Annotated in this window: 26 protein-coding genes; 10 read left to right on the forward strand and 16 right to left on the reverse strand. The window is 74.0% G+C overall.

Features of this window, described 5'->3' with window-relative positions; translation table 11 throughout:
- The first annotated feature begins 129 nt into the window (after nucleotides 1–129).
- A complete protein-coding gene (locus ACGFI9_RS07700) occupies nucleotides 130–327 on the forward strand; it encodes a PspC domain-containing protein (RefSeq protein WP_393176110.1) in 198 nt (65 codons plus the stop codon).
- Between the two features lie 70 nt (nucleotides 328–397).
- Here the strand turns inward: ACGFI9_RS07700 and ACGFI9_RS07705 are convergent, their stop codons facing one another.
- The 7 genes from ACGFI9_RS07705 to pdxH all read right to left on the reverse strand — a co-directional run bounded on the left by ACGFI9_RS07705 (nucleotide 398) and on the right by pdxH (nucleotide 6,352).
- Nucleotides 398–1,102, reverse strand: coding sequence for a DUF4230 domain-containing protein (locus tag ACGFI9_RS07705; RefSeq protein WP_393176112.1), 705 nt, complete (start codon nucleotides 1,100–1,102; stop codon nucleotides 398–400).
- A gap of 100 nt (nucleotides 1,103–1,202) precedes the next feature.
- Nucleotides 1,203–2,363, reverse strand: a complete 1,161-nt coding sequence (locus ACGFI9_RS07710; RefSeq protein WP_393176114.1) for an acyl-CoA dehydrogenase family protein — start codon at nucleotides 2,361–2,363, stop codon at nucleotides 1,203–1,205.
- 31 nt (nucleotides 2,364–2,394) lie between these two features.
- On the reverse strand, nucleotides 2,395–2,700 hold the full coding sequence (locus ACGFI9_RS07715) for a type II toxin-antitoxin system VapB family antitoxin (protein WP_091113285.1): 306 nt from the start codon (nucleotides 2,698–2,700) through the stop codon (nucleotides 2,395–2,397).
- Between the two features lie 129 nt (nucleotides 2,701–2,829).
- On the reverse strand, nucleotides 2,830–3,432 hold the full coding sequence (locus ACGFI9_RS07720) for a nitroreductase family protein (RefSeq protein ID WP_393176116.1): 603 nt from the start codon (nucleotides 3,430–3,432) through the stop codon (nucleotides 2,830–2,832).
- A gap of 2 nt (nucleotides 3,433–3,434) precedes the next feature.
- Nucleotides 3,435–4,364 carry an aldose 1-epimerase family protein gene (locus tag ACGFI9_RS07725; protein WP_393176118.1) on the reverse strand — a complete coding sequence of 310 codons (930 nt, stop codon included), beginning with the start codon at nucleotides 4,362–4,364 and terminating at the stop codon, nucleotides 3,435–3,437.
- Between the two features lie 66 nt (nucleotides 4,365–4,430).
- Nucleotides 4,431–5,726, reverse strand: coding sequence for an MFS transporter (locus ACGFI9_RS07730; RefSeq protein WP_393176120.1), 1,296 nt, complete (start codon nucleotides 5,724–5,726; stop codon nucleotides 4,431–4,433).
- Nucleotides 5,723–6,352: a pyridoxamine 5'-phosphate oxidase gene (gene pdxH, locus ACGFI9_RS07735; RefSeq protein ID WP_393176652.1), complete on the reverse strand. Its 630-nt coding sequence runs from the start codon at nucleotides 6,350–6,352 to the stop codon at nucleotides 5,723–5,725. Before pdxH ends, ACGFI9_RS07730 begins: the two co-directional genes overlap by 4 nt.
- A gap of 276 nt (nucleotides 6,353–6,628) precedes the next feature.
- Between pdxH and ACGFI9_RS07740 the strand changes: the two genes are divergently transcribed.
- The 4 genes from ACGFI9_RS07740 to ACGFI9_RS07755 all read left to right on the forward strand — a co-directional run bounded on the left by ACGFI9_RS07740 (nucleotide 6,629) and on the right by ACGFI9_RS07755 (nucleotide 11,423).
- Nucleotides 6,629–7,735 carry a citrate synthase 2 gene (locus tag ACGFI9_RS07740; RefSeq protein WP_393176122.1) on the forward strand — a complete coding sequence of 369 codons (1,107 nt, stop codon included), beginning with the start codon at nucleotides 6,629–6,631 and terminating at the stop codon, nucleotides 7,733–7,735.
- Nucleotides 7,736–7,977: 242 nt separating this feature from the next.
- Nucleotides 7,978–9,105: a phosphoserine transaminase gene (serC, locus tag ACGFI9_RS07745; RefSeq protein ID WP_393176124.1), complete on the forward strand. Its 1,128-nt coding sequence runs from the start codon at nucleotides 7,978–7,980 to the stop codon at nucleotides 9,103–9,105.
- Nucleotides 9,106–9,293: 188 nt separating this feature from the next.
- Entirely contained in the window at nucleotides 9,294–10,376 is a 1,083-nt protein-coding gene (gene sepH / locus ACGFI9_RS07750) for a septation protein SepH (RefSeq protein ID WP_393176126.1), read from the forward strand.
- 60 nt (nucleotides 10,377–10,436) lie between these two features.
- Nucleotides 10,437–11,423, forward strand: a complete 987-nt coding sequence (locus tag ACGFI9_RS07755) for an aldo/keto reductase (protein WP_393176128.1) — start codon at nucleotides 10,437–10,439, stop codon at nucleotides 11,421–11,423.
- A 171-nt stretch (nucleotides 11,424–11,594) separates the two neighbouring features.
- Here the strand turns inward: ACGFI9_RS07755 and thpR are convergent, their stop codons facing one another.
- From thpR to ACGFI9_RS07780, 5 genes are all read right to left on the reverse strand, one after another.
- Nucleotides 11,595–12,173 carry an RNA 2',3'-cyclic phosphodiesterase gene (gene thpR, locus ACGFI9_RS07760; protein WP_393176130.1) on the reverse strand — a complete coding sequence of 193 codons (579 nt, stop codon included), beginning with the start codon at nucleotides 12,171–12,173 and terminating at the stop codon, nucleotides 11,595–11,597.
- Nucleotides 12,174–12,176: 3 nt separating this feature from the next.
- Entirely contained in the window at nucleotides 12,177–12,686 is a 510-nt protein-coding gene (locus ACGFI9_RS07765; RefSeq protein WP_393176132.1) for a hypothetical protein, read from the reverse strand.
- A 112-nt stretch (nucleotides 12,687–12,798) separates the two neighbouring features.
- Complete coding sequence (locus tag ACGFI9_RS07770; protein WP_393176134.1) at nucleotides 12,799–14,085, reverse strand: MFS transporter; 1,287 nt, start codon at nucleotides 14,083–14,085, stop codon at nucleotides 12,799–12,801.
- Nucleotides 14,086–14,159: 74 nt separating this feature from the next.
- Nucleotides 14,160–14,609 carry a MarR family winged helix-turn-helix transcriptional regulator gene (locus ACGFI9_RS07775; RefSeq protein WP_393176136.1) on the reverse strand — a complete coding sequence of 150 codons (450 nt, stop codon included), beginning with the start codon at nucleotides 14,607–14,609 and terminating at the stop codon, nucleotides 14,160–14,162.
- 122 nt (nucleotides 14,610–14,731) lie between these two features.
- Complete coding sequence (locus ACGFI9_RS07780) at nucleotides 14,732–16,213, reverse strand: NCS2 family permease (protein ID WP_393176138.1); 1,482 nt, start codon at nucleotides 16,211–16,213, stop codon at nucleotides 14,732–14,734.
- 88 nt (nucleotides 16,214–16,301) lie between these two features.
- On the opposite strand from ACGFI9_RS07780, the gene ACGFI9_RS07785 reads away from it, so the two are divergent.
- On the forward strand, nucleotides 16,302–16,562 hold the full coding sequence (locus ACGFI9_RS07785) for a DUF2530 domain-containing protein (protein WP_393176140.1): 261 nt from the start codon (nucleotides 16,302–16,304) through the stop codon (nucleotides 16,560–16,562).
- Nucleotides 16,563–16,589: 27 nt separating this feature from the next.
- Here ACGFI9_RS07785 and ACGFI9_RS07790 read toward each other — a convergent pair whose 3' ends face one another.
- On the reverse strand, nucleotides 16,590–17,432 hold the full coding sequence (locus tag ACGFI9_RS07790; RefSeq protein WP_393176142.1) for a DUF3027 domain-containing protein: 843 nt from the start codon (nucleotides 17,430–17,432) through the stop codon (nucleotides 16,590–16,592).
- Between the two features lie 87 nt (nucleotides 17,433–17,519).
- Here ACGFI9_RS07790 and ACGFI9_RS07795 point away from each other — a divergent pair, with 87 nt between their 5' ends.
- Nucleotides 17,520–19,118: an MFS transporter gene (locus ACGFI9_RS07795; protein ID WP_393176144.1), complete on the forward strand. Its 1,599-nt coding sequence runs from the start codon at nucleotides 17,520–17,522 to the stop codon at nucleotides 19,116–19,118.
- Nucleotides 19,115–19,765 carry a futalosine hydrolase gene (locus tag ACGFI9_RS07800; RefSeq protein ID WP_393176146.1) on the forward strand — a complete coding sequence of 217 codons (651 nt, stop codon included), beginning with the start codon at nucleotides 19,115–19,117 and terminating at the stop codon, nucleotides 19,763–19,765. The genes ACGFI9_RS07795 and ACGFI9_RS07800 overlap by 4 nt, the downstream gene beginning before the upstream one ends.
- On the opposite strand, the gene ACGFI9_RS07805 is transcribed toward ACGFI9_RS07800, so the two are convergent.
- Nucleotides 19,737–20,606: a GNAT family N-acetyltransferase gene (locus tag ACGFI9_RS07805; RefSeq protein WP_393176148.1), complete on the reverse strand. Its 870-nt coding sequence runs from the start codon at nucleotides 20,604–20,606 to the stop codon at nucleotides 19,737–19,739. The two genes, ACGFI9_RS07800 and ACGFI9_RS07805, sit on opposite strands and share 29 nt — an antisense overlap.
- A gap of 537 nt (nucleotides 20,607–21,143) precedes the next feature.
- Here ACGFI9_RS07805 and ACGFI9_RS07810 point away from each other — a divergent pair.
- The gene (locus ACGFI9_RS07810) at nucleotides 21,144–21,974 is read left to right on the forward strand and encodes a 1,4-dihydroxy-6-naphthoate synthase (RefSeq protein ID WP_393176150.1); all 831 of its coding nucleotides are present in this window, start codon (nucleotides 21,144–21,146) and stop codon (nucleotides 21,972–21,974) included.
- On the opposite strand, the gene ACGFI9_RS07815 is transcribed toward ACGFI9_RS07810, so the two are convergent.
- Nucleotides 21,935–22,321: a cold-shock protein gene (locus ACGFI9_RS07815; RefSeq protein ID WP_088997128.1), complete on the reverse strand. Its 387-nt coding sequence runs from the start codon at nucleotides 22,319–22,321 to the stop codon at nucleotides 21,935–21,937. The two genes, ACGFI9_RS07810 and ACGFI9_RS07815, sit on opposite strands and share 40 nt — an antisense overlap.
- Nucleotides 22,322–22,349: 28 nt before the next feature.
- Complete coding sequence (locus tag ACGFI9_RS07820) at nucleotides 22,350–22,973, reverse strand: HAD family hydrolase (protein ID WP_393176153.1); 624 nt, start codon at nucleotides 22,971–22,973, stop codon at nucleotides 22,350–22,352.
- 87 nt (nucleotides 22,974–23,060) lie between these two features.
- Here ACGFI9_RS07820 and ACGFI9_RS07825 point away from each other — a divergent pair, with 87 nt between their 5' ends.
- Nucleotides 23,061–25,535: a helicase-associated domain-containing protein gene (locus ACGFI9_RS07825; protein WP_393176155.1), complete on the forward strand. Its 2,475-nt coding sequence runs from the start codon at nucleotides 23,061–23,063 to the stop codon at nucleotides 25,533–25,535.
- Nucleotide 25,536 lies beyond the last annotated feature (1 nt).

The raw sequence follows: 25,536 nt of genomic DNA on the forward strand, positions 1-25,536 counted from the left end.
GGACCCGGCGGGGTAAGCACCTACGGGTGCCCTGGTCGCCGATCCTCCTCGGGGCCGAGGGCGCGGCGCGCACCCGTTCCTAGCGTGGAATTCAGCGCGGCGGATCGCCGCAGAAGTGGGAGTACGACGATGAGTCGCAAACTGGTCCGGCCCCGCCAGGGGCGCATGTTCGCCGGCGTCTGCGCCGGCCTGGCCCAGCGGTTCGGCATGTCGGCCGGCATGGTCCGGCTGCTGTTCCTGCTGTCGCTGCTGCTGCCCGGCACCCAGGTGATCATCTACCTGATCCTCTGGATCCTGATGCCCGACGAGGACCGCGTCCGCTACTGACCCCACCACCGCCGGACAGCACGGCGACGCCCGCCCGGGGAGACCGGGCGGGCGCCGGGGCGTCGAGGGCTCAGGGGGCCGTGTAGGTGACGGTCACCTTCTGGTAGCCGAGGGAGCGGAGCAGGCCCTCCAGCATCTTGCGGGTGTTCTCCTCCGCCCGGGCGGTCAGCCCGCTGTCCCGGGCGGCGGTGGTGATCCGGTCCTCGGCCAGCTTGTAGACCGCCTGCTGCCGGTTGGGGTCGCCGGCCACCAGGTCGTTCAACCGGTTGAGCAGGCCGCGCTCCTCGGCGAAGACGTAGCTCTTCTCCAGGTCGAGGTTGGTCTCCCCGAGCTGCGGCGCGGGCAGCTTGATCTCCACCGACTTCCCGTCGTCGGAGACCACCACCGCCCCGTCGGCGATCTTGGCGAAGTCCACGTACGCCTCGACGCTGCCCGCCCCGACGAAGAGGGTCCGCTCGTTGAGCAGGAAGTCCGGCACGTTCCTCCGGTCCTTCTGCAGGTCGACGACCACCTGGAAGTTGCCCTCGGCGGCCACGTACCGGCTGAGGTCCCGGATCGACTTCAGCAGCGGCGGCTGGCTGCGGTCGGTCTGCTGCTGCGCGAACGGGTTGCGGAAGTCCGGCAGGATGCCGGCCGCCTGCACGCCGAGCAGCGCCACCACGACCAACGCGGCCGCGCCGAGCACCCAGAGCAGGCCCCGGACCGGGCGCGAGTCGCCGGTCGGGTACTCCGGGAACTCCCTGGTGGGCTCGTTGATGTCACCGTCGCGGGCCATTCGCCCTCACCGTCCTCGTCAGACACATCGACTGATGATGACGGTACGGCCACCGTGCGACACTCGCGCGGCGAGCCGCCCGAAGGGGTGAATCCGCAGCTCAGGCGAAGGCGGAGAGCCCGGTGAGCTGCTGCCCGATGACCAGCTGGTGGATCTCCGAGGTGCCCTCGTAGGTCAGCACGCTCTCCAGGTTGTTGGCGTGCCGCATCACCGGGTATTCCCCCGAGACGCCGTTGGCGCCGAGGATGGTCCGGCACTGCCGGGCGATGGCCAGCGCCTCCCGCACGTTGTTCAGCTTGCCCACGCTGACCTGCGCCGGGCGCAGCTTCCCGGCGTCGGCGAGCCGGCCCAGGTGCAGCGCCAGCAGCAGCCCCTTGTTCCACTCGACGGCCATGTCGGCGAGCTTGGCCTGGGTGAGCTGGAAGCCCGCGAGGGGCCGGCCGAACTGGGTCCGGGTGGTCGCGTACGACAGGGCGGTCTCCAGGCAGTCGCGGGCCGCGCCGAGCGCGCCCCAGACGATGCCGTGCCGGGCCTCGGTGAGGCAGCTCAGCGGCGCCTTCAACCCGATCGCCTCGGGCAGTCGGGCGTCCGCCGGGAGCCGGACGTCGTCGAGGGCGACCTCCCCGGTCAGCGACGCGCGCAGGGACATCTTGTGCCGGATCTCGCGCGCCGTGACCCCGGGTGTGTCCATCGGTACGGCGAAGCCGCGCACGCCCTCGTCGGTGCGCGCCCAGATCACCCCGACGTCGGCGATCGGCGCGTTGGTGATCCACATCTTGGTGCCGTTGAGCACCCAGTCGTCGCCGTCCCGGCGGGCCCGGGTGGTCATCGAGGCGGGATCGGAGCCGTGGTCCGGCTCGGTCAGCCCGAAGCAGCCGATCGCCTCGCCGGCCGCCATCGCGGGCAGCCACCGCTGCTTCTGCTCCTCGCTGCCGTAGCGCCAGATGGCGTACATGGCGAGGGAGCCCTGCACCGAGACCAGCGAGCGGACACCCGAGTCGCCGGCCTCCAGCTCCAGGCAGGCCAGCCCGTACGCGACGGCCGACGCGCCGGCGCAGCCGTACCCGGTCAGGTGCATGCCGAGCAGGCCGAGCTTGCCGAACTCGCGGGCCAGCTCGCGGGCCGGGACCTGGCCGTCCTCGTACCAGCCGGCGACGTGCGGGCGGACCCGGTCGTCGACGAGTTGGCGTACGACCGCGCGGATCTGGCGCTCCTCCTCGCTCAGCGACGCGTCGATGTCCAGCAGGTCGAGAGGGGTCATGCCGTCACCTTAACGAAGACTCAGGATGAGGTCACTCGCCCTGCGGGCTGAGCACCAGCACCCGGGCGTGGATCTGGTTGCGCTGCTGGAGCGCCGCGCGCAGCGCCCGGTGCAGGCCGTCCTCCAGGTAGAGGCCGCCGTTCCACTGCACCACGTGGGGGAAGAGGTCGCCGTAGAAGGTGGAGTCCTCGGCGAGGAGCTTGTCCAGCGCCAGCTCCCGCTTGGTGGTGATGAGCTGGTCCAGCCGCAGCGGACGCGGTGGGATCTCCGCCCACTGCTTGAGCGTGAGGTTGTGCTCCGGGTAGGGACGCCCGTCCCGGACCGCTCTGAAGATCAAGGCGCGCTCCCCTCCCCCTGGCCCGGCTGGTGATGTCGCTGCCAGCCTAGCCGCACCCGCCACACCGCGTTTTGCTCCCTCATGTCGGTTTCGTCACCACCGATTCCCGCCGGCCCGGACGAACCACGCTCAGCTCCAGCGGCCCCGCCGGACCACCTCGTCCACCGGCCGCCGCCCCCGGCGCAGCGACGGTGACCGGTGGTCGGGAGCCCGGTAACCGATCGTGATCGCGCCGATCGGGTGGTAGTCCGCCGGCACCCCGAACGCCGCCCGGTACGCGTCGAGCCGCTGCGGCGGGATGCCGAAGAAGCACGCGCCCAGCCCCTCGTCCACGGCGGTGAGCAGCATCAGCAGCGCGGCGAAGCCGGTGTCCACGTACCAGTACGGCACCGGCCAGCGCTCGGTCGACCGGTCCGCCCAGCCCTTGTCCGCCTCGGCGTACCGGTCGAGGTAGACGGAGCGGTTGGCGTGCGGCACGACGATCAGCGGGGCCCGGCGCATGCCGGCGAGCCAGCGTTCCCGACCACCGCCGCCCGGGGTGGCCGCCGCCCAGAACCGCTCCCGGTCGGCCGGCTCCTCCAGCACCAGGAAGCCCCAGCCCTGGGCGAAGCCCGCCGAGGGCGCCCGGACCGCGTGCGCCAGCAGGCGGTCCACCACCTCGGGCGGGACCGGCCGGTCCGGGTCGTAGTTGCGTACCATCCGGCGCCGCCGGACGACCTCGGCGAACTCCATGCTCAGGCTCCGGGCCGGATGCCCCAGGAGCCCCGCCAGGTCTCGCCGGGGGCCAGCGTGATGAGGTCCCTGCCGGAGCGGAACGCGTCCGCCGGGCAGGTCATCGGCTCGACCGCGACCGAGCGGCGGTGCCGTTCGCCGGTGAGGGTGTCCCCGGTGAACACCTGCCACCAGCCGAACTCGCGGTCCGCCCAGACGTGCACCGCGACCGAACCGTCCGGCGCGGCGAGGGTGACCGCCGAGCCGCCGTCGTCGTCCCGGACGACGTCGCCGAAGGCCACGTCGAGCACCAGGTCGCCGATCGCCCGGGGCGCGGTGAAGTCGTACTCGGTGCCGGCCACCTCGGTCGCGGCGACCGGCAGCAGCCGGTTGTCCAGCAGCACCCGGGTCCGCCCGGGCACCCGCATGGTCAGCTCGTCCACGCCGACCTTGGGCAGTTGCAGGTAGGGGTGGACCGAGAAGCCGAACGGGGCCGGCTCGCCGGACAGGTTGGTCACCTCGTGCTCGGCGCGCAGCCCGTCGGTGCCGACGCTCCACCGGCTCCGCAGCCGCAACGCCCACGGGTAGCCGGGGCTGGGCGGCAGCTCGTAGCCGATCGTGACGCTCTCCGGCGACTGCTCGACGAGCTGCCACCGCACCCAGTTGACCAGGCCGTGGATGGCGTTGTGCCGGGCCGGCTCGGTCAGGTCGAGCTGGAACGACCGGTCGCCGAAGGTGTACACGCCGTCCCGGATCCGGTTGGGCCAGGGGGCCAGCACGTGCCCGGCCGAACCGGGGGCCAGCTCGTCCGCCGCGTACCCGTCGAGGTAGTCGATCCCGTCGTGCCGGTAGGTCCGCAGACCACCGCCGACCTCGACCACGACGGCCTCGTGGCCGTCGGCGGCGATGGTCCACTGTGCCCCGGAGGGTGACGGGTGGGTGCCGTTCTCCATGCCGGCGACCTTAGCCCGTCCCCCTTCGACTCCGCTGGACCCGATGATCGCGTCCCGGCCGGTGGGTCAGTCCCGGTCCGACGCGCTCGCCGCCCGGTAGCGGAGCAGCGCGGGGAAGGCGACCACCAGGAGCACGGCCAGGACGGCGGAGGCGAGGCCGCCGCCGACCATGGCGACGCCGGTGCCGAACGCCGCCGCGCTCGCGCCGGCCCGCAGGTCGCCCAGGCGCGGGCCGCCGGCGACCACCACGGTGTTCACCCCCTGGAGCCGGCCACGCATCCGGTCCGGCGCGTAGACCAGCAGCATCGACTGTCGCAGGGTCGCGCTGACCAGGTCGGCGGCGCCGGCCACGCCGAGCAGCACCACCACCAGCCAGAGCTGGCGGGCCAGGCCGGCCAGGCCGATCGCCACGCCCCAGCCCACCACGGCCAACACGAGCGCCAGGCCCTGCCGGCGTACCCGGCCGATCCAGCCGGAGGTGAGGCCGCCCAGCATCGCCCCGATGGCGATGGCGCTGTAGAGCCAGCCGACCGCGGCACCGCCGCCGAACCGCTGGTGCGCCAGCTCGGGGAAGAGCGCCCGGGGCATGGCCAGGATCATCGCGATCAGGTCGATGGCGAAGGAGAGCAGCAGCACCGGCGTGGTGGCCAGGTAGCGGAAGCCGTCAACGATGCTGGCCAGCCCCGCCCTGCGCGGCGTGCCGTCACCGTCCGGATCCGGCTCGGGTGGCATCGCCGGCAGCCGGAGGGTGGCCCAGAGCGAGACGGTGAACAGCAGCGCGTCCACCGCGTACGCGATGGGCAGCCCGACGTCCGTGGGCCAGGCGACGAAGATCAGGCCCGCGGTCAGGGGCCCGAAGACCGAGGTCGCGGTGAACGTGGTGAAGTTCAGTGTGCTGGCCGCCGGGACCAGCTCGGCCGGCACCAGGCGGGGCAGGATCGCGCTGCGGGCCGGCGAGGTGATCGCGAACGCGATCGACTGCACCGCCACCAGGGCGAGCAGCAGCACGGGGCTGCCCACCCGCAGCAGCGACTGGAGCAGCAGCGACAGGGTCGACGCCCAGAGCAGGGCGCCCCCGGCCAGCAGCACCCGGCGCCGGTCGCGGGCGTCGGCGACCGCCCCGCCCCAGAGCCCGAAGACCAGCAGCGGCAGAAAGCCGGCGACCCCGAGCAGGCCGACCCAGAACGAGCCGCCGGTCAGGTCGAACATCTCCACCGGCACCGCCACGGCGGTGAACTGGAAGCCGAACATCGCCACGCCGTTGCCGAGCCACACCCGCCGGTACGCGGGCACGCCCAGCGGGCGCAGGTCGATCGCCCAGCGGCGCGCTCCGCGCGGCCGGGCCTCCTGCACCCCCGTCACGGCGCGAGCCGCTCGACGACCCAGGCGCCCTCGTCGGTCCGCCGGTAGCGCAGCCGGTCGTGCAGTCGGCTGGCCCGGCCCTGCCAGAACTCCACCGTCTCGGGGCGGACCCGGAACCCGCCCCAGTACGGCGGTGCGGGAATCTCGTCGACCTCGGCGAAGCGCTCGGCCGCCGCCCGGTACGCCGCGTCGAGCGCGGCCCGGTCCGGGACGACCTGGGACTGCGTGCTGGCCCAGGCGCCGAGCTGGGAGCCGCGCGGCCGGCTGGCGAAGTACGCCTCGGTCTCGGCCCGGTCGACCGGCTCCACCCGCCCGGCGACGACCACCTGGCGCTGCATCGGGAACCAGGGGAAGACCAGGCTGGCCCACGGGTTGGCGGTCGCCTCGGCGCCCTTGCGCGACCCGTAGTTGGTGTAGAAGACGAAGCCCTCCGCGTCGTACCCCTTGAGCAGGACCGTCCGGCCGCTGGGCCGCCCCTCGGCGTCGGCGGTGCCCACCACCATCGCGTTCGGTTCCGGCAGCGGGTACGCCACCGCGTCGGCGAACCAGCGGGCGAACTGGGTCGGCCAGTCCGGTGCCAGGTCGGATTCGGAAAGGCCCAGGTCGGCCGCGTACTCGTTACGCATGCCGGCCGGAGTGGGTGTGTTGCCCGTCACAGTCGTCGTCTCCCTCGTCGGGGCGGCCCCGTCCCCCGACGCTGGCCAGACCCCACCGCCAAGTCTGTCCCAGGCCGTGAGCTTGTCCACCCGTGGGGATGTCGCGTGGCGCACAGTGGCGGTGGGTCGCGCACTCGGTTACCCAGCAGGCAAGATGTCACGAACCACATCCCTGAGAGCGTCGCCCGGGTCGTGAGGCCGGCTGAGCCCGCCCGGACGCACCACCGCCGGAAGCCAGGAGACGACATGTCCGACTTCAAACCGGGCCTGGAGGGCGTCGTAGCCTTCGAGACCGAGATCGCCGAACCGGACCGCGCGGGCGGCTCGCTGCGCTATCGCGGCGTGGACATCGAGGATCTGATCGGTCAGGTCTCCTTCGGCAACGTCTGGGCGCTGCTGGTCGACGGCCGCTTCGGCCCGGGCCTGCCGCCGGCCGAGCCGTTCCCGGTGCCGGTGCACTCCGGTGACATCCGCGTCGACGTGCAGTCCGCGGTCGCCATGCTCGCCCCGTACTGGGGGCTGAACCAGCTCCTCGACATCTCCGACGAGCAGGCCCGCGAGGACCTGGCCCGGGTGTCCGTCACCGCGCTCTCCTTCGTCGCCCAGTCCGCCCGCGGCCTCGGCCTGCCGGCCGTGCCGCAGAAGGAGATCGACAAGGCGGAGACCATCGTCGAACGGTTCATGAAGCGGTGGCGGGGCGAGCCCGACCCGCGGCACGTCAAGGCCGTCGACGCGTACTTCATCTCGGCCGCCGAGCACGGCCTGAACGCCTCCACCTTCACCGCCCGGATCGTCGCCTCCACCGGCGCCGACGCCGCCGCCTGCATCTCCTCCGGCATCGGCGCGCTCTCCGGCCCGCTGCACGGCGGCGCGCCCTCCCGGGTGCTCAGCATGCTGGAGGCCGTCGAGCGCAGCGGCGACGCCGAGGGGTACGTCAGGGGCGTGCTCGACCGGGGCGAGCGGCTGATGGGCTTCGGCCACCGGGTCTACCGGGCCGAGGACCCGCGCGCCCGGGTGCTCCGCCGCACCGCCAAGGAGCTGGGCGCGCCGCGCTTCGAGGTCGCCGAGGCGCTGGAGAAGGCGGCCCTGGCCGAGCTCCAGGCCCGCCGCCCGGACCGGGTGCTGGCCACCAACGTCGAGTTCTGGTCGGCCGTGGTGCTCGACTTCGCCGAGGTGCCGGCGCACATGTTCACCTCGATGTTCACCTGTGCCCGGATGGGCGGTTGGTCCGCCCACATCCTGGAGCAGAAGAAGCTCCAGCGGCTGGTCCGCCCGTCGGCCCGGTACGTCGGGCACGGCCCGCGCAAGCCGCAGGAGGTCGAGGGCTGGGACGCCATCCCGCACGGCGTCTGATCCCCGCGTACGCCGCGAAGGGCCCGGTCCGCGACGGACCGGGCCCTTCGCGCTGTGGCGCATCCCTCAGCCCCGGTCGTGGGACCAGCCGCCGGCCGGGCCGGCCAGGGTGCGAGGATGAAGGCCGGCAGTGCCGCCGGACCGGGCTCGGATCCCGGCTCCCCCGCGCGCCCGCGCGGCAGGCGTCGGTCCGCGCCCGCATCAGGGCCCGTCCCCGCCCACGCGGAAGGATCGAGACAACCGTGGCTGACGCACCGACCATCCGGATTCCCGACGACATCAAGCCCGCCGACGGGCGCTTCGGCTGCGGGCCGTCCAAGGTCCGTCCGGCGGCGGTCTCCGCGCTCGCCGACGTCGCCACCAGCTACCTGGGCACCTCGCACCGGCAGAAGACGGTCCGCGACCAGGTGGCCCGGCTGCGCCGGGGCATCGCCGAGTTCTTCTCCCTGCCCGAGGGTTACGAGGTGGTGCTCGGCAACGGCGGCACCACCGCCTTCTGGGAGGTCGCCACCTTCGGCCTGGTCCGCGACCGGGCCCAGTTCGCCAGCTTCGGCGAGTTCGGCGCGAAGTTCGCCAAGTCGGTCAAGGACGCCCCGTTCCTGGGCGAGCCGACGGTCCGCAAGTCCGAGCCGGGCAACGCGCCGACCCTGGTCGCCGAGGCCGGCGTGGACGTGTACGCCACCCCGCACAACGAGACCTCGACCGGCGTGGCCGTGCCGATCAGCCGGGTCGCGGGTGCCGACGAGGGCTCGCTGCTGCTGGTCGACGCCACCTCCGGCGCCGGCGGCCTGGAGGTCAACGTCGGCGAGACCGACGTCTACTACTTCGCCCCGCAGAAGTGCTTCGGCTCCGACGGCGGCCTGTGGCTGGCCCTGATGTCGCCGGCCGCGCTCGCCCGGGCCACCGAGATCAAGGAGTCGGGCCGCTACATCCCGGCCTTCCTCGACCTGGTCACCGCGATCGACAACTCGCGGCTGGAGCAGACGTACAACACCCCGGCGCTGGCCACCATCTTCCTGGCCGCCGAGCAGACCGACTGGATGAACGCGCAGGGCGGCCTCTCCTGGGCGGCCAAGCGCACCGCCGAGAGCGCCGGCATCGTCTACGGCTGGGCCGAGCGGGCCGAGTTCGCCACTCCGTTCGTGGCCGACCCGGCGCTGCGCTCCAATGTGGTCGCCACGATCGACTTCGCCGACGGGGTGGACGCCTCCGCGATCGCCAAGGCGCTGCGCGCCAACGGCATCGTGGACACCGAGCCGTACCGGAAGCTGGGCCGCAACCAGCTCCGCGTCGCGCTCTTCCCGGCGATCGAGCCGGCCGACGTCGAGGCGCTCACCGCGTCCATCGACTACGTGGTCGAGCGACTCTGATCACCTCGTGACGGTGGGTGGTCGTCGGGGCTCCGACGACCACCCACCGTGATCATCGCCGCAGCTCAGTCGCGACATGCCGGGTGTCGCATCCCCCACCTCTGGGTAGATGAGCGTACGGTGGTGCGAGACGCCCGGGTGGCCGGCTCGTGGCGTGACGGCCAGCGAAGCGGGACGGAGGCAAGCACATGCGCCCAGTACGCTTCGTCGCCCTCTCCGAGGACGGCCAGGCTCTGGTGCTCGCCGACGAGGTCGGGCGCCTGCTCGCCCTCCCCATCGACGAACGCGTCGCCACGGCGCTGCACGCCGAGCCCGGCGCGGCACCCCTCGCGGTGGTGCCGACCGCCGCCGACCCGACGCCGTCACTCTCCCCGCGGGACATCCAGGCCCGGATCCGCTCCGGCGAGTCCGCCGAGGACGTCGCCCGGATCGCCGGCGTCCCGGTCGACCGCGTCCTGCGGTACGCGGGACCGGTGCTCCAGGAGCGGGCCATGCTCGCCCAGCACGCCCGCCGGACCAGGCTCAAGGGTGCGGAGAAGCCGACCCCGCTGGCCGAGGTCGTCAACGGCCGGCTGGCCCAGCACGGGATCGACACCGAGAAGATCTCCTGGGACGCGTACCGGCGCGACGACGGCACCTGGCGGATCATCGCCACCTGGCCGTCGGGCAAGGCCACCGCGCAGGCGGTCTGGGACCTCGACAAGACCCGGCAGCACGTCGCCCCGCACGACGACATGGCGCAATACCTCTGCGCCGAGCGCCCCACGCCGATCCTCGGCCAGGAGCCGGCGCCGGAGCGGGGCGGCCACGCGCTGCCCGGCCCGTCGCGCGGCGAGCCGAGCCGGGGCGGGCACGGCCTGCCGGCGCCGGCCGAGCACGCCCGCCCGGGGCGGGACCCGATCCGCGCCGGCCGGGACGCCCTGCTCGCCTCGCTGGACCGGCCGCTCGGCGGCGCGTCCGGGCGAGGTCTGGAGACCCGGTCCCCGGCCGCCATGGCCGGGCCCGACGCGCCCCGGCAGCGGGCCGTCTCCGGCGGGGCGGCGGCACTGCTCGGCGGCGGCCAGGGCTCGGCGTTCGACGACGACTCGGACGCGCCGAAGGAGATCCCGGCCGTACCCTCGCTGGCCGTGCTGCGGCCGCGCCGCACGGGCGCCGCGGCGGCGGCCGGTGGCGGCGACTCGGCGGAGGCCGGCGGCAAGCCCCGCAAGCGGCTGCCGAGCTGGGACGACGTCCTCTTCGGCAGCGGCCCGGCGGCCCGCGAGTCCTCCTGAGCCACGGTCCACCCTGGCGACGACGAGGCACTCTAAGTGCCCGCGTGCCAGGGTGGACCCATGGAGTACACGAACCTGGGACGCACCGGTCTCTCGGTGAGCCGGCTCTGCCTCGGCACCATGAACTTCGGGCCGCAGACCGACGAGCCGGACAGCTTCGCCATCATGGACCGGGCGCTGGAACACGGGATCAACTTCTTCGACACCGCCAACGTGTACGGCTGGAAGCTCGGCGAGGGCGTCACCGAGCAGATCATCGGCCGCTGGTTCGCCCAGGGCGACGGGCGCCGCGACAAGGTCGTGCTGGCCACCAAGGTGTACGGCAAGATGGGCGAGTGGCCCAACGAGCAGGGCCTGAGCGCCCGGCACATCATCCGGGCCTGCGAGGATTCGCTGCGCCGGCTGCAGACCGACACCATCGACCTCTACCAGATGCACCACATCTCCCGGACCACCCCGTGGGAGGAGATCTGGCAGGCGATGGAGACCCTGGTCGCCCAGGGCAAGGTCCTCTACGTCGGATCGTCCAACTTCGCCGGTTGGCACATCGCCCAGGCGCAGGCCGCGGCGGGCCGGCGCAACTTCCTCGGCCTCGTCTCCGAGCAGTGCATCTACAACCTGATGACCCGGCACGTCGAGCTGGAGGTGATCCCGGCCGCGCAGCACTACGGGCTGGGCATCATCCCCTGGTCGCCGCTGCACGGCGGGCTGCTCTCCGGAATCATCCGGAAGATGGCCGAGGGCAGCGCGGCGCGCGGCACCAGCGGCCGGTCGGCCGACGCGCTCGCCGCGCACCGGCCCACCATCGAGGCGTACGAGAAGCTCTGCGCGGACCTCGGCCACGACCCGGCCGACGTGGCGCTGGCCTGGCTGCTCTCCCGCCCCGGGGTGACCGCCCCGATCGTCGGCCCGCGCACCATGGACCAGCTCGACCGCAACCTCGGCGCGCTGGACGTCCACCTAGACGAGGAAACCCTGAAGAAGCTCGACGAGCTCTTCCCGCCCGTCGGCAACGGCGGCCCCGGCCCGGAGGCCTGGGCCTGGTAACCCGCTCACTCCGCCTCCCGCTCCCGCTCCCGCTCCCGCTCCCGCGCCGATCTTGCACTGTGGGTTGTTGAATTGCGCGCCTATGCGCCTTTCGCCGGCACCACAACTGCAAGATCGGCGGGGACGTTGGGGGCGGGACGGGGGGCGAGGGCGGGGCGGGGCGGGGGCGGGTTAGAGGGGCCAGGCGGCCAGGCGGTCGTAGGTGGGGCGGGGGCCGGGGTGGCTGCGGACCAGGACGAGTTCGTCGGCGGGCCATTCGGGGCCCTGGTAGTCGTGGAGGGTCTCCCGGTCGGCCAGGATGTCGGCGCGGTCGATCCGGTCGCCGGGACGGGCGATGGTGAGGTGCGGCCGGAACGGCTTCTCGTCGTGCGGCAGCCGGGCCCGGCGCAGCCCGAGCCGGATCAGCCGGGAGAGGGTGGCCAGAGCCGCCACGTCGCCGCGCAGGTCCACCCAGAGCACGGTGAACCGGCCGCGCCCGAAGCTGCCGCCACCGCCGAGGCGCAGCCGGACCGAGCTGTCCCGGCCGTCCCGGAACGTCTCCGCGGCCAGGCCGAGCGTGCTCTCCACCTCCACCAGCCGCTCGTCCTCGACGTCGCCGAGGAAGGCGAGGGTGAGGTGGGCGTTGGCCGGGTCGGCCAGCCGTACGTTGGTGCCGGCGGCGAAGGCGGCGCCGACCCGGAGCCGGGTGACCTGGGCGGTCAGGTCGTCGACCACCGGCCGGGGCGGGTAGACCGCGACGAAGAGCCGCACCGGTCAGCGGTGCCGCTGGTGGTGACCGGGGCGGGCGGCGGGCAGGGTGAGCCCGGCCGCGTGCAGCAGCCCCTCCACCCGGACCCGCTCGATCTCCCGGTCGACGCCGTCCACCTCGGCCAGGTGCTCGACGATGCCCAGCGCCTGGCAGGCGGCGCGCAGCCGCTCGTCGTACGCGTCGATGACCGCGCCGTGCCAGACCACCGACCGGTCCGCGGCGGCGAGCCGGTGGCCGCCGAGGCGGCGCAGGTCGGTGGCGAGCTGTTCCAGCGGTCGCCGGCCGTCCCGGTCGAACTCGGTGAGGTCGATGTCGCGGGTCAGGGCGTCCGCCTCGATGGCCCGGTCCAGCCGGGCGATGGTGCGCCGTTCGCGGCGTTGCTCCCGCCACTCGGCCCACCGGCAGGCCACCCGGTCGAGGATCTCGTCGGCGCAGAAGAGCAGCGCGAAGAGGGCGGGCAGGCAGCAGACGGCGAGGATCGCCAGCACCAGCAGCAGTCCCCGCCCCACTCCCACATATCGACGCTAAGCCGCGTGGCCGTCGACCGCCACCCGATTGCCGACATCCGGACGCGAATGAATGAGGAAGGACCGGTCCCCGGGACGGGAACCGGTCCTTCGGACGATTTCACTCCGCGCCGGGCGACACCACGTAGAAGCGGGGCATCGGCAGCATCCGGAGCCGCAGCCGGGCACCGGAGCGGCGGAGCTGCCAGGTGAGGGCGAGCAGCGCGGCGGCCAGCGAGATCAGTCCGCCGATCCAGATGCTCGCCCCGGCGCCGTAGGTCTCGGCCACCCAGCCGATGATCGGCGCGCCGACCGGGTTGGTGCCGAGGAAGACCAGCACCCAGAGGGCCATCACCCGGCCCCGGAAGGCGGCGTCCACGCCGAGCTGGACCCGCTGGTTGGCGGCCTGGGCGAAGAAGACCATGAAGAACCCGGTCGGCAGCAGCAGCGCCACGACCAGCCAGTACGACGGGGCGAGCCCGACCAGCGTGCCGAAGGTGGCGCAGCCGACCGCCGCGCCGAGCACCAGCCACACGGTGGGGCGGCTGCGCCGCCCGGTGCCGGCCAGGGCGCCGGTCAGCGCGCCGACCGCGAGGGCCGTGGTGAACAGGCCGAACGAGGCGGCACCGGTCTTGAACACGGTCTTGGACAGCGCGGCGAGGGTGAGCTGGAAGTTGAACAGGGTCATCCCGGTCACCGACATCAGCGCCATCGGCAGCAGGATGTCCGGGCGGCGGGCGACGTACCGCAGGCCGTCCACGACCCGGGCCTGGTCGCGCTGGCCGGCCGCCGGCAGGTCCTTGCGGTACAGCTCGCTCGTCCGCATCCGCACCACATTGACCAGCGGCGCGATCGAGCTGAACGCGGTGATCAGGAAGACCGGGCCGACGTCGAAGGCGGCGATGGCCAGGCCGGCGACGGCCGGGCCGAGGATCCGGGCGGAGTTGAAGGTGGCCGCGTTGAGCGAGAGCGCGTTCGGCAGCAGCGGCACGCCGACCAGCTCCGAGACGAACGCCTGCCGGACCGGGGTCTCCACCGCGTTGAACACGCCGAGCAGGAGGGCGAACACGTAGACGTGCCAGAGCTGGACCAGTCCGGTGACCACCAGCAGGCTCATCGCCAGCGCCAGTACGGTCCAGAACGCGTTGGCGATGAACAGCAGCATCCGCTTGTCGTACCGGTCGGCGAGCCGGCCGGAGAACAGGGTCAGCAGCAGGACCGGGGTGAACTGGAGCGCGGTGACCACGCCCAGCGCGGTGGCCGAGTTTCCGGTGAGCTCGAGGACGAGCCAGTCCTGGGCGATGTACATCATCCAGACGCCGATCAACTTGATCAGCTGTCCGGTGGCGAAGAGTCGGTAGTTGCGGACTCGTAGGGACTGGAACATCGTGCTGAGCTTGGCCTGCACTCTAGGTGCGCCTCCTCGCGTCGGGTACGCCTCATCCACAGCGGACGGTGCGGACCGCGCGACGCGGGTCGCGGTCAGGCGCGAGCGATCCCCTGGAGGATCTCCGCGGCCCGCCGCAGCGTGTCGCGTTCCTCCTCGGTGAGCGCGGCGAGCCGGCTGGCCAGCCACTCGTTGCGGGCCCGCTCGAACTGCTCGAGCACGGCCCGGCCTCCCTCGGTCGCCGCCAGGATGACCTGCCGTCGGTCGGTCGGGTGAGGAGTCCGCTGCACGAGGCCGCGCTCCTCCAGCTTTCCGACGATCTTGGTCATCGTGGGCGGCTGCACCCGCTCGATGTCGGCCAGTTCCCTGGGCGTCAGGGCGCCCGCCAGCTTGAGGCTGGTGAGCGCGGAGAGCTGGCTGCCCGTCAGGTCGCCGACCGGGCGGGCCTGCCGGACCCGCCGGTTGAGTCGGGTGATCGCATTACGCAGCTGAGGGGCCAGCTGCGCCGGTGGCACGCGTTCCGCCGTCACCGTCCGCTCCGTCACAGTAGTTAGCTTAACTAATGAGCCTGGCTAACGACATGCGATATGACCAGGCTCACCAGAGGGAATTTGCCCTGCTCCCGGCCGGGAGACCCGAATTTCCGGGCCCTCGGTCGAGGCGGGTGTCACATCACCACGGACTCGATCGGCCCGCGCAGGAAGTACAGGATGAAGAGCGCGGCCACCCCGTACAGCAGGGGGTGGATCTCCCGGGCTCTGCCCCGTGCCAGCTTCACCAGCACGTAGCTGATGACGCCGGCGCCGATCCCGTTCGAGATCGAGTAGGTGAAGGGCATCAGCACGATGGTGAGGAACGCCGGGATGGCGATCTCGTAGTCGGTCCAGTCGATGGTCCGCACCGCGGTCATCATCAGGAAGCCGACCACCACCAGCGCCGTCGAGGCCGCCTCGAACGGCACGACCACCGCCAGCGGCGCCAGGAACATGGCCAGCAGGAAGAGGCCGCCGGTGACCAGGTTGGCCACCCCGGTCCGGGCGCCCTCCGCGACCCCGGCCGCGCTCTCGATGTACGACGTGTTGCTGGAGACGCTCGCCGCGCCACCGGCCGCCGCGGCGATCGAGTCGACCAGCAGGATCTCCCGCGCCCGCGGCGGGGTGCCCCGCTCGTCGAGCATCTCCCCCTCCTGGCCGATGGCGACCATCGTGCCCATCGTGTCGAAGAAGTCCGTGATCAGGAGGGTGAAGACGAACATCAGCGGGACCAGCCAGCCCACCCGGCTCCACGAGCCCAGCACGTCGAAGTGGCCGAGCAGCGAGAGGTCCGGGATGTCGACGATCTTCTCCGGCAGTTCTGGCACGTTCAGCGCCCAGCCCTTCGGGTTGGGCCTGCCGTTGACGAAGGACGGGCCGATGTGCCCGACCGCCTCCACGATGATCGCCAGCACCGTGGAGGCGAGGATGCCGATCAGGATCGCGCCGCGGACCCGGCGTACCACCAGCACCACGGTGAGCAGCAGGCCCACCACGAAGACCAGCATCGGCCAGCTGACGATCTTGCCGTTGATGCCGAGCCCGACCGGCACGGTGGTGTTCGCGATGTCCGGCACCCGCCGGACGAACCCGGCGTCGACCAGGCCGATGAGGGTCAGGAAGAGGCCGATGCCGACGCCGATCGCCGTCTTCAACTGGGTCGGCACCGAGCGGAACACCGCGGTACGCAGCCCGGTGAGCACGAGGATGCCGATGACCACCCCCTCGATCACCACCAGGCCCATCGCGTCCGCCCACGTCATCTCCGGCGCGATCTCGAACGCGACCAGCGCGTTCACGCCCAGCCCGGCGGCCAGCGCCATCGGGAACCGGGCCACCACTCCCATCAGGATGGTCATCAGGCCGGCCACCAGCGCGGTGGCGGCGGCCAGCGCCGGGATGGCCAGCTTGCGGCCGTCGCCGTCGACCGCGCCGCCGAGGATCAGCGGGTTCAACACCACGATGTACGCCATCGTGAAGAAGGTGGCCAGGCCACCGCGTATCTCCCGGCTCGGATGCGAGCCGCGGGCGGAGATCTCGAAGAAGCGGTCGAAGGCGTTGCGTGGGTGAGCGGGATCGGGTGGAGCGCCGTGGTCCGGCGGGGGCGCAATGGCCATCAGGTCCTCGCAGGGTGATCGACGGCTGTCGCGCGCATCGTCCCAGATCACCGGCGGGCAGGGAAGGACGATCGCGTACGCTGTGCCCGTGCCCCAGGAGCAACCGCCGCGGCCCGAGCCGCTCGACCCGCCGATGGTGCCGTTCGCCGTCGCCGGCCTGATCATCTGGGCGGTGGTCGGGCTGGTACTGCTGGTCTTCTTCCGCGGTTGGCTCACCGAGCACGGGCACCAGAACTGGCTCTGGACCTGCCTGGCCGGATTCCTGTGGGGCTTTCCCGGTCTCGCCGTGATGATGCGCCACGACGCGAACCGGCGCCGCCGCCGGGAGGCCGCCGCCCGTCAAGGCTGAACCGGACCGCCCGTGCGGGCGGGGCCGTCAGGGGTGGCCGTAGGGCTCCGCCGGCTCGGCCGCCTCCACGGAGCCCGGGGACCGGCTCACCGACACCGCCTCGACCGCGCTGTCGTCGTAGACCGTGGGCAGCTCGTCGACCGGGGTGTCGGCGGCCGCCTCGATCAGCGTCTCCGAGTGCGCGCCGCAGCCGTGGTCGGCGCTGACCACCCGGCCGTCGTCCGGAGCGTAGAAGTTGCCGCAGGCGCCGAAGGCCTGCCGCAGCGCGCCGGCGAGGGGCAGGTAGAAGCCGCAGGTGCCGCAGCGGGCGGCGGCCGGCGCGGCCACCGAGATCGGCGCCGACGGACCGTGGTCGCCGTCGTACCAGCGCTGGGCGGCCTCCGAACGGCCCTCACGGGACAGCACCCGGGCCCGGCCCAGGCCGAGCTCCCAGGCGGTGTCCTCCACCGCCGGGTCGTCGGAGAGTACGTACCCGGGGGCGAGGCGCTCGTCGTCCGGCGGGGTGGGCAGCAGGTCGCCCGGGCCCAGGTCGCCCGGCTTGAGCCGCTCCTGCCACGGCACCCAGCCCGGCGCGAGCAGCGCGTCGGGGCCGGGCAGCAGGACGGTCTCGCAGACGGTGACGTGGCGACTGCGCGGCACCCGGGTCACCGTGACGGCCCACCGCCAGCCGCGGTAACCGCCGAGGCGGCACTCGAAGTAGTGGGTGACGAGCCGGTCGCCCTCGGCGACGGCCTGGAGGTGCTCGCCGACGCTGTCGGGCTCGACCTCGGTGATGGCCGCGCGGGCCACCTCGACGGCGGCGGCGCAGACCTGGTCGAGCCGGGGAGCGCGGGCGGAGGCGGGCCTGGTCACCCGCCCATTGTTCCCCATGCCCGGGGCCGACTGACAGGCACTCCCCGGAGTCGTTCTCTTCGGCTGGTGGGGCACGCGTGGAGGAGATGGGCGAGGATGGGGGGCATGCCGCTGTCCTCCCGCTCCGGGCGGTCCGTCCTCGGGCGGACCGTCGGCACGGGCATCCGCGCCACCCGCCTGCTGCTCCGCGGCTCGCTGCGCAGCGGACGGTGGATGACCCGGCGCGCCGGGTCGGCCCGGGCCCGCAGCGCCGGCAACGAGGCCGGCATGGTCCGCATGTTCGACCTGCACGCCCTCTCCTGCGCCGGGGACACCCTGATCGCCATCGGGCTGGCCGGGACGATCTTCTTCGACGTACCGCTGGGCGAGGCCCGGAACAAGGTCGCGCTCTACCTGCTGGTGACCATGGTGCCGTTCGCCATGCTCGCCCCGGTGGTGGGCCCGCTGCTGGACCACTTCCGACACGGCCGCCGGTACGCGCTGGCCACCACCATGCTCGGCCGGGCGTTCCTGGCCTGGCTCATCTCGGACTACATCGGCAGCTTCGGGCTCTATCCGGCGGCGTTCGGCGTGCTCGCCCTCTCCCGGGCCTACGGCGTGGCCCGCTCGGCGGCGGTGCCCCGGCTGCTGCCCGAGGGGCTGGGGCTGTCCCAGGTGGGGGCCCGGGCGAGCGTCTACGGCACGGTGGCCGGCGCGCTGGTCGCCCCGCTCGGGCTGGCCACGTTCTGGTTCGGCGCGCAGTGGCCGCTCCGGGTGGCCTCGCTGATCTTCCTGATCGGCATGGTCATCGCGCTGCGGCTGCCGCCGAAGGCCGACTCGGAGCCGCCGGAGCGGGTCCCGCGCCCCCTGCGGGCGCTACGCCGCCGGGAGGGCGAGCGGCCGCTCGGCCGGGGTCGCCCCGCCGGCCGCCTGGTGATCGCCACCCTGATCGGCGCGGCGGCGCTGCGCGGCCTGTACGGCTTCCTGCTGCTCTTCCTGGCGTTCGCGATCAAGGCCGGCGACCTGACCACCGACTTCTTCGGCCGGACCCTGGGCGCCCAGGCCGCGCTGGGGCTGGTCGGCGGGGCGCTCGCGGTGGGCAGCTTCCTCGCCACCGCCGTGGGCACCCGGCTGCGGATCCACCGGCCCACCGCGATCCAGTCCAGCGGCACGATCATCGTGGCCGGGGTGGCGGTGCTGGCCGCGTTGAAGTTCTCGCTGCCGCTGGTGGCCCTGCTCTGCCTGGTCGCCTCCCTGATCAGCGGGATCTCCAAGCTCGCCGTGGACGCGTCGATCCAGGAGCGGATCCCGGAACGGCTGCGGGCCAGCTCGTTCGCGCACTCGGAGACCGCGCTGATGCTCGCCTTCGTGGCCGGCGGCGGCCTGGGGCTCGTGCCGTTCACCGGCCGGGTCGGGGTGGCGGTCGCCGCCTGCGTCGCGGCCCTGGTGGCCGCCCGCGGCGTGCTCGTGGCCAGCCGGCTGCGCCGCGAGCACCTGGTGGGACGGCCGCTCGGCGACGACGAGCTGGACACCGAACAGGTGGACGAGTTGGGCGACGCCGCGCCCACCTCGCCGGCCCCCTCGCACAACGGCACCCCCGCCCGGCTCGAGGACGACGGGCTGGCGCCGCCCGGCTTCCACATCTACCGGCCCTCCTCGGCCGTGGGCGGCCCCGGCGGGGCCGAGGACGAGAACCAGCGGGAGCACCGGGGACCGGTCGCGTGAGCGGGCTGCTGGTGGTGACCGCCGTACCCGCCGAGGCGGAGGCGGTCCGGGCGGGCCTCACCGACCCGACGGTGACCGTCGCCCCGGTCGGGGTGGGCCCCGCCGTCGCCGGCGCCGCCACCGCCCGCCTGCTGGCGCTGGCCGAGGCGGCCGGGCGGCCGTACCGGGCGGTGGTCAGCGCGGGCATCGCCGGCGGCTTCGTCGGCCGGGTGGCGGTCGGCGGCACGGTGCTGGCCACCCGCAGCGTCGCGGCGGACCTGGGTGCCGAGTCGCCGGAGGGCTTCCTTCCCATCGAGGAGCTGGGCATGCCGGCGGACGTGCTGGGCGCCGGCAGCGTGGTGCCGGCCGACCCCCGACTGCTGAACGCCCTGCGTACGGCGCTGCCGGACGCGGTCGCCGGCGCGGTGCTCACCGTCGGCACGGTGACCGGCACGGCGGAGAGCACCGCGACCCTCGTCGCCCGGCACCCCGACGCGGTGGCCGAGGCCATGGAGGGGTACGGCGTGGGGGTCGCCGCCGCCCAGGCCGGCCTGCCCTTCGCCGAGCTGCGTACGGTGTCCAACCCGATCGGGCCCCGGGACCGGAGCGCCTGGCGGATGCGGGAGGCGTTCGCCGCCCTCACCACGGCGGCGGCCGCCCTCCGTTGAACGGCCGGTCCAGCCGCAGCGCCGCCGGCCGGCTGGCCTCCAGCGCGAACCCGCAGGCGAGCAGGAAGCTGATCCCCGGCCCCTCGGTCAGCGCCCGGGCGACCCCCACGCCGGCTTGGTCCAACTCGGCGACAAGGGCCTGCACCAGGCGGCGCCCGATGCCCAACCGGCGGTGCTCGGCGGCGACGAGCACTCCGTCGAGGACGGCCTCCCGCTCCGCCGGTGGCTCCTCACCGCCCCAGTGGAGGTGGGGACTGCGCTCGTGCGCCCGGAGCTCGCCCACCAGTTCCCCGTCCGGCAGTTCCGCGACGAACCTCCAGGACGTCAACGGCAACGCCGGCCCGGTCACCCGCCGCACCGACACCGCGCCGCGTACCCAATCCGCCGCCCGTCGCCGGTCCCGGTGCCCCCGGTTCAGCTCGTAGGTGGCTGGCGGCAGGGGGAGCGGCCACCGCTCCGGCGGCAGGTTGTACCACTCCGCCCACCATGCGCCGGGCCAGTCCTTCGGCTCCTTGACCTCCCACACGTCGAGGTGTGCCGGATAGCGGCGCCCCGCCTGGTCCCGCAGCTCGTCGTGCGGCACGGGTGCCGGCAGGTGAGGCTCCTCGGCGGTGGCCCCGGCGTCGAACCGCACCTGCCCGCCCGCCGCCCGGATCAGCCGCTCCACGGTCCGGTAGCGCGGATCGGCGGCCCGGCCGGACTCGATCCGCGCGACGGCGGGCTGCGGCACGCCCGCGCGGACGGCGAGCTCCCGCTGGCTCAGGTCGGCCTGCCGCCGCAGCCGCCGGAGCACGTCGCCCAGGTCTGCCCGTTGGGCGCTGGAGGGGCTCGGTTCCACCACGGCCCGAATGCTGCCGGCCCCACCGCCGCCGTTTCAACAGGAGCCGCCCACCTGTGGATAACCCTGTGGACAGCCCCTCCCCTGGCGGAAGAGATGTGGATAGCGGGCCGCTTTGGAGCTGAGTCGCTGGTGATATCGCCGCCCGTGTCGGAATGCCAGCCATCGGCGTCGAGTCCTGACTGACAGGGCCGCAAGCTGGGGCGCAAGCCGACTCGGTCCACCCGTCATCCGTTCGGGATGGCGCTGCTGAGTCGTTCGCGATATCAGCTCCAAAGGCAGAGAGGAGCGATGCCTTGTCCCCAGCGGCGAGCAGCGTGAACGGTGGCCGGGAGCGGCACGCCGGGCGGCCAGCCTCGCCCGCAGCCGCGACAAGGCTGAGCCGCCCGCCAGGGGGTGGCACATCGGGAGTGCGGCCGGGGCGCCGAAGTTCGCCCACCGCCAGCGGCATCGAGAGACAGCGGGCCGCCCGGGCGCTCCAGGGCCGGCCGGCGGGGACGGGGTGGTGGGTGGTCCGGAGGACGGGGTTACGGTGGGGGCGTGGCGCTCTCCCTGGCAATCTCGCCCTGCCCCAACGACACCTTCGTCTTCGACGCCCTGGTGCACGGCCGGGTGCCGGGGGCACCGCCGGTCGAGGTGACCTACGCCGACGTGGACGTCACCAACACGGCCGCCGAGCGCGGGGCGTTCGACCTGGTGAAGGTGAGCTACGCGGCGCTGCCCTGGCTGCTGGACGACTACCACCTGCTGCCCTGCGGCGGGGCGCTGGGCCGCGGCTGCGGCCCGCTGGTGCTCACCCGGGGGGACAGGACGGACCTCTCCGGCGCGACCGTGGCGGTGCCGGGCGAGCGGACCACGGCGTACCTGCTGTTCCGGCTCTGGTCGGCGGAGCGGCCGCCGGCGCGGATCGAGGTGGTGCCGTTCCACGAGATCATGCCGGGCGTCGCCGCCGGCCGGTACGACGCCGGGCTGGTGATCCACGAGGCGCGCTTCACCTACCCCCGGCACGGGCTGACCGCCCTGGTCGACCTCGGCGAGTGGTGGGAGGGCGACACCGGCCTGCCGATCCCGCTCGGCGCGATCCTGGCCCGCAAGGGCGCGGTCGACCCGGTCGAGGCGGCCGCCTGGATCCGCGAGTCGGTACGCCAGGCCTGGGCCGACCCGGAGGCCAGCCGGGAGTACGTCCTCTCCCACGCGCAGGAGATGGAGCCCGACGTCGTGGACCGGCACATCGCCCTCTACGTCAACGACTTCACCGCCGACCTGGGAGAGGCCGGCTTCGCCGCCGTCGAGGCGCTGCTGGGCCGGGCCGCCGACGCCGGGCTCGTCCCTCAGACCTCCAGCTCGCGCGCCACCGCGTGGACCAGCTGAGCGATCTTCTGCGCGGTCTTCCGGTCCGGGAAGCGGCCCCGGCGCAGGTCCGGCTGGACCTTCGCCTCCAGCACCTTGATCATGTCTTCGACCAGGCCGTGCAGCTCCTCGGCCGGTCGGCGGCGCAGCTCCGCCACGGACGGCGGCGCCTCCAACAGCTTCACGCCCATCGCCTGGGCACCCCGACGGCTGTCGACCACGCTGAAATCGACCCGCTGGCCGCCCTTCAGGTCGGTGACACCCGCCGGTAGCGCGCCCTTGGGCAGGAACACGTCGCCACCCTCGTCACTGGTGACGAACCCGTAGCCCTTGGCCGCGTCGTACCACTTCACTCGACCCGTCGGCACCTGAGAACCTCTGCTTCGCTCGAGACAACTACCCCTTCAAGGCTAGCCGGATGATCCGGTCCAGCGCCGCCGGGAATTCGGTGAGATCATCCAGCACCAGATGGGCACCCCCGTCCCGCAGTTCGTCCGTTGAACACGGTCCGGTCGCCACTCCCACGCCCGGGATATTTGCCGTTCTCGCCGCGGTCATGTCGGCCACGTGGTCGCCCACGTAGAGGGTGGCGCCGTGCTCCCGCAGGGCGGTCGCCTTCTCCTCGGCGAAGAGGTCCCCGGTCAGCTCGTCGACGGCCAGCCCGAGGTGGTCCAGGTGCAGCTTGGCCAGCCGGCCGATCTTCGAGGTGACCACCATGACCCGGCCGCCCCGCGCGTGCACCGCGTCGATCGCGGCCTCCGCGCCGGGCATCGGCAGCGTCGGGGTGATCGCGTACGCCGGGTAGAGCTCCCGGTAGAGCGTCACCGCCTCCTCGACCCGCTCCGGCGGGAACCAGTGCGCGATCTCGGTACGCAGCGGCGGCCCGAGCCGGGAGACCGCCAGCTCGGCGTCCACGGGCACGCCGGTCCGCGCGGTCAGCGCCCGGTAGGCGGCGGCGATGCCGGGGCGCGAGTCGACCAGGGTCATGTCGAGGTCGAAGCCGACCATCAGTGGGGGCATGTCGAGAACGTACCTGCCGCCCGACCCGGACCGAGCCGGACGTCCGAGGGGCGCGAACGCCCTCCGCCGGGCTAGCGTGGAACGACGATGACCACCTCACTCGCCGACCATCTGCGGACGCTCCCCGACGAGTCCCTGGCCGCCCTCCTCCAGCTGCGGCCCGACCTCGTCGTGCCGGTGCCGGCCGACATCTCCGCGCTCGCCATCCGCGCCCAGTCGCGGGTCTCCGTGGCCCGGGCGCTGGACGGGCTGGACCAGTTCACCCTCCAGATCCTGGACGCCGCCCGGCTCACCCGCGACCTGCAGGGCGGCGGCACCTCCACCGACGCCATCCTGGCGATGGCCACCGCCGGCCCGCACCCGCCCGCCCCGACCGCCGTCCGGGCCGCCGTGGACAAGCTCCGCGCGCTCTTCCTGCTGTACGGCCCCGAGCACGACCTGCACGTGGTCGGCGGCGTCGACGAGGTTTCCCCGTACCTGGCGGGGCTGGGCCGGCCGGCGGCGGAGCTGGACCCGCGGTCGGCGGCCCTCTGCGCGGACCCGGCGAAGCTGCGGCGGACCCTGCTGGCCGCGCCGCCCTCGGCGCGGGCGATCCTGGACCGGCTGGCCGCCGGCCCACCGGTCGGCACCGTGCCCCCGGGCGCGCTGGAGGCCCCCGCCACCGGTGCCGAGGACGCCCTCCCGCCGGACCTGGTCAACGGCGGTGCGCCGACCGGCTCGCCGATCCGGTGGCTGGTGGAGCACCGGCTGCTCGTCCGGATGTCCGGCGGCAAGGGCGGCGCGGGAACCGTGGAGTTGCCCCGCGAGGTGGGGCTGCTGCTGCGCCGGGACAGCGGTCCGCTGGGCCCGCTGCGTACCAGCCCGCCGGTGGTGGCCAGCCCGCCCCGGGAGGCGAAGGCGGTGGACTCGGCCGGGGCCGGGCAGACCATGGAGGTGGTCCGGCACACCGAGGCGCTGCTGGAGAGCCTGGCCGCCGAGCCGGCCCCGGTGCTGCGTTCCGGGGGCGTCGGGGTGCGCGACCTGCGGCGGCTGGCCCGGGGCCTCGGGCTGGACGACGCCACCACCGCGCTGCTCTTCGAGGTGGCGTACGCGGCCGGGCTGGTCGGCGAGCTGGACCTGACCGGGGCCGCCGCCACCCGCTACGGCGGCGACCAGCAGATCCTGCCCACCGGCGGGTACGAGGTGTGGCGGGCCGCCTCGCTCGCGCAGCGCTGGGAGCAGCTGGCCCGGGCCTGGCTGACCATGACCCGCCAGGCGGGCCTGGTCGGCCAGCGCGACGACCGGGACCGGCCGATCTCGGTGCTCTCCGCCGAGGCGGAACGGGCCGGCGCGCCGGCCGCCCGCCGCGCGGTGCTCGCCGTGCTGGCCGACCTGGCCCCGGCGACCGCCCCCACCCCGGACGAGGTGCTGGAGCTGCTGGACTGGCGGGCGCCCCGGCGCGCCCGGGGGCGGGAGGCCGCGCACCGGGAGGTGCTGGCCGAGGCGGCCCAGCTCGGGGTGACCGGGCTCGGCGCGCTCACCTCGTACGGGCGGCTGCTGCTGGCCGAGCTGACCGAGGCCGACGAGCGGGCCGACGACCCGCTCGGGCTGCTCTCCGATGCCGAGTCGGGCGAGCCGTCGACCGCCGTACGGGCGCTGGACGCCCTGCTCCCCGCCCCGGTCGACCACTTCCTGGTGCAGGCCGACCTGACCGTGGTGGTGCCCGGGCCGCCCGACCCGGCGCTCGCCGCCGAGCTGGACGTGGTGGCCGAGCACGAGTCGGCCGGCGGGGCGAGCGTGCACCGGGTCACCACGGCCAGCGTCCGGCGGGCGCTGGACGCCGGGTACTCGGCCGACGACCTGCACTCGCTCTTCCGCCGCCGGTCCCGCACCCCGGTGCCGCAGGGGCTGACGTACCTGGTGGACGACGTGGCCCGCAAGCACGGCGGCCTGCGGGTCGGCTCGGCCGGCGGGTACGTGCGCAGCGACGACGAGGCGCTGCTCACCGAGGTGCTGGCCGACAGGCGGCTGGAGCCGCTGGCGTTCCGCCGGCTGGCCCCGACGGTGCTCGTCACCCCGTACCAGGTGCAGCGGATGCTGGCGGCGCTGCGCGACGCCGGGTACGCGCCGGTGCCGGAGGACGCCAGCGGCGCGGCGGTGCTGGCCCGGCCGAAGACCCGGCGGGCGCCGGCCCGGGTGGGGGTTGCCGCCCGCAGCCTGGACCCGCTCGCGGCGCCCAAGCTGCCGCTGCCCCGGCTGCTCGGCGTGGTGGAGCAGATCCGGCGCGGCGAGGCGGCGGCGCGGGCGGCCCGGCGGGCCCCGGCGGTGGTCCGGGGCGGCGCGGCGCGCACCGGTCCGGCGCCCGTGCACACCCACAGCGACGCGCTCGCCGTGCTCCAGCAGGCGGTACGGGACAAGTCGCGGGTCTGGGTGGGCTACGTCGACGCGCACGGGGCGACCGCGTCGCGGCTGGTCCGGCCGGTGTCGATCGGGGCGGGCTACCTGCGGGCGGAGGACGAGCGCACGGAGATGCTGCACACCTTCGCGCTGCACCGGATCACCGCGGCGGTGCTGGAGGACTGAC

This window comes from Micromonospora sp. NPDC048930 (assembly GCF_043197935.1).
In the GTDB taxonomy this organism is placed as follows: domain Bacteria; phylum Actinomycetota; class Actinomycetes; order Mycobacteriales; family Micromonosporaceae; genus Micromonospora.

Coding starts and splice junctions, on each gene's coding strand:
- ACGFI9_RS07700 (WP_393176110.1), top strand. CDS start 130: ATGAGTCGCAAACTGGTCCGGCCCCGCCAGGGGCGCATGTTCGCCGGC.
- ACGFI9_RS07705 (WP_393176112.1), bottom strand. CDS start 1,102: ATGGCCCGCGACGGTGACATCAACGAGCCCACCAGGGAGTTCCCGGAG.
- ACGFI9_RS07710 (WP_393176114.1), bottom strand. CDS start 2,363: ATGACCCCTCTCGACCTGCTGGACATCGACGCGTCGCTGAGCGAGGAG.
- ACGFI9_RS07720 (WP_393176116.1), bottom strand. CDS start 3,432: ATGGAGTTCGCCGAGGTCGTCCGGCGGCGCCGGATGGTACGCAACTAC.
- ACGFI9_RS07725 (WP_393176118.1), bottom strand. CDS start 4,364: ATGGAGAACGGCACCCACCCGTCACCCTCCGGGGCACAGTGGACCATC.
- pdxH (WP_393176652.1), bottom strand. CDS start 6,352: ATGCGTAACGAGTACGCGGCCGACCTGGGCCTTTCCGAATCCGACCTG.
- ACGFI9_RS07740 (WP_393176122.1), top strand. CDS start 6,629: ATGTCCGACTTCAAACCGGGCCTGGAGGGCGTCGTAGCCTTCGAGACC.
- sepH (WP_393176126.1), top strand. CDS start 9,294: ATGCGCCCAGTACGCTTCGTCGCCCTCTCCGAGGACGGCCAGGCTCTG.
- ACGFI9_RS07755 (WP_393176128.1), top strand. CDS start 10,437: ATGGAGTACACGAACCTGGGACGCACCGGTCTCTCGGTGAGCCGGCTC.
- ACGFI9_RS07780 (WP_393176138.1), bottom strand. CDS start 16,213: ATGGCCATTGCGCCCCCGCCGGACCACGGCGCTCCACCCGATCCCGCT.
- ACGFI9_RS07790 (WP_393176142.1), bottom strand. CDS start 17,432: ATGGGGAACAATGGGCGGGTGACCAGGCCCGCCTCCGCCCGCGCTCCC.
- ACGFI9_RS07795 (WP_393176144.1), top strand. CDS start 17,520: ATGCCGCTGTCCTCCCGCTCCGGGCGGTCCGTCCTCGGGCGGACCGTC.
- ACGFI9_RS07820 (WP_393176153.1), bottom strand. CDS start 22,973: ATGCCCCCACTGATGGTCGGCTTCGACCTCGACATGACCCTGGTCGAC.
- ACGFI9_RS07825 (WP_393176155.1), top strand. CDS start 23,061: ATGACCACCTCACTCGCCGACCATCTGCGGACGCTCCCCGACGAGTCC.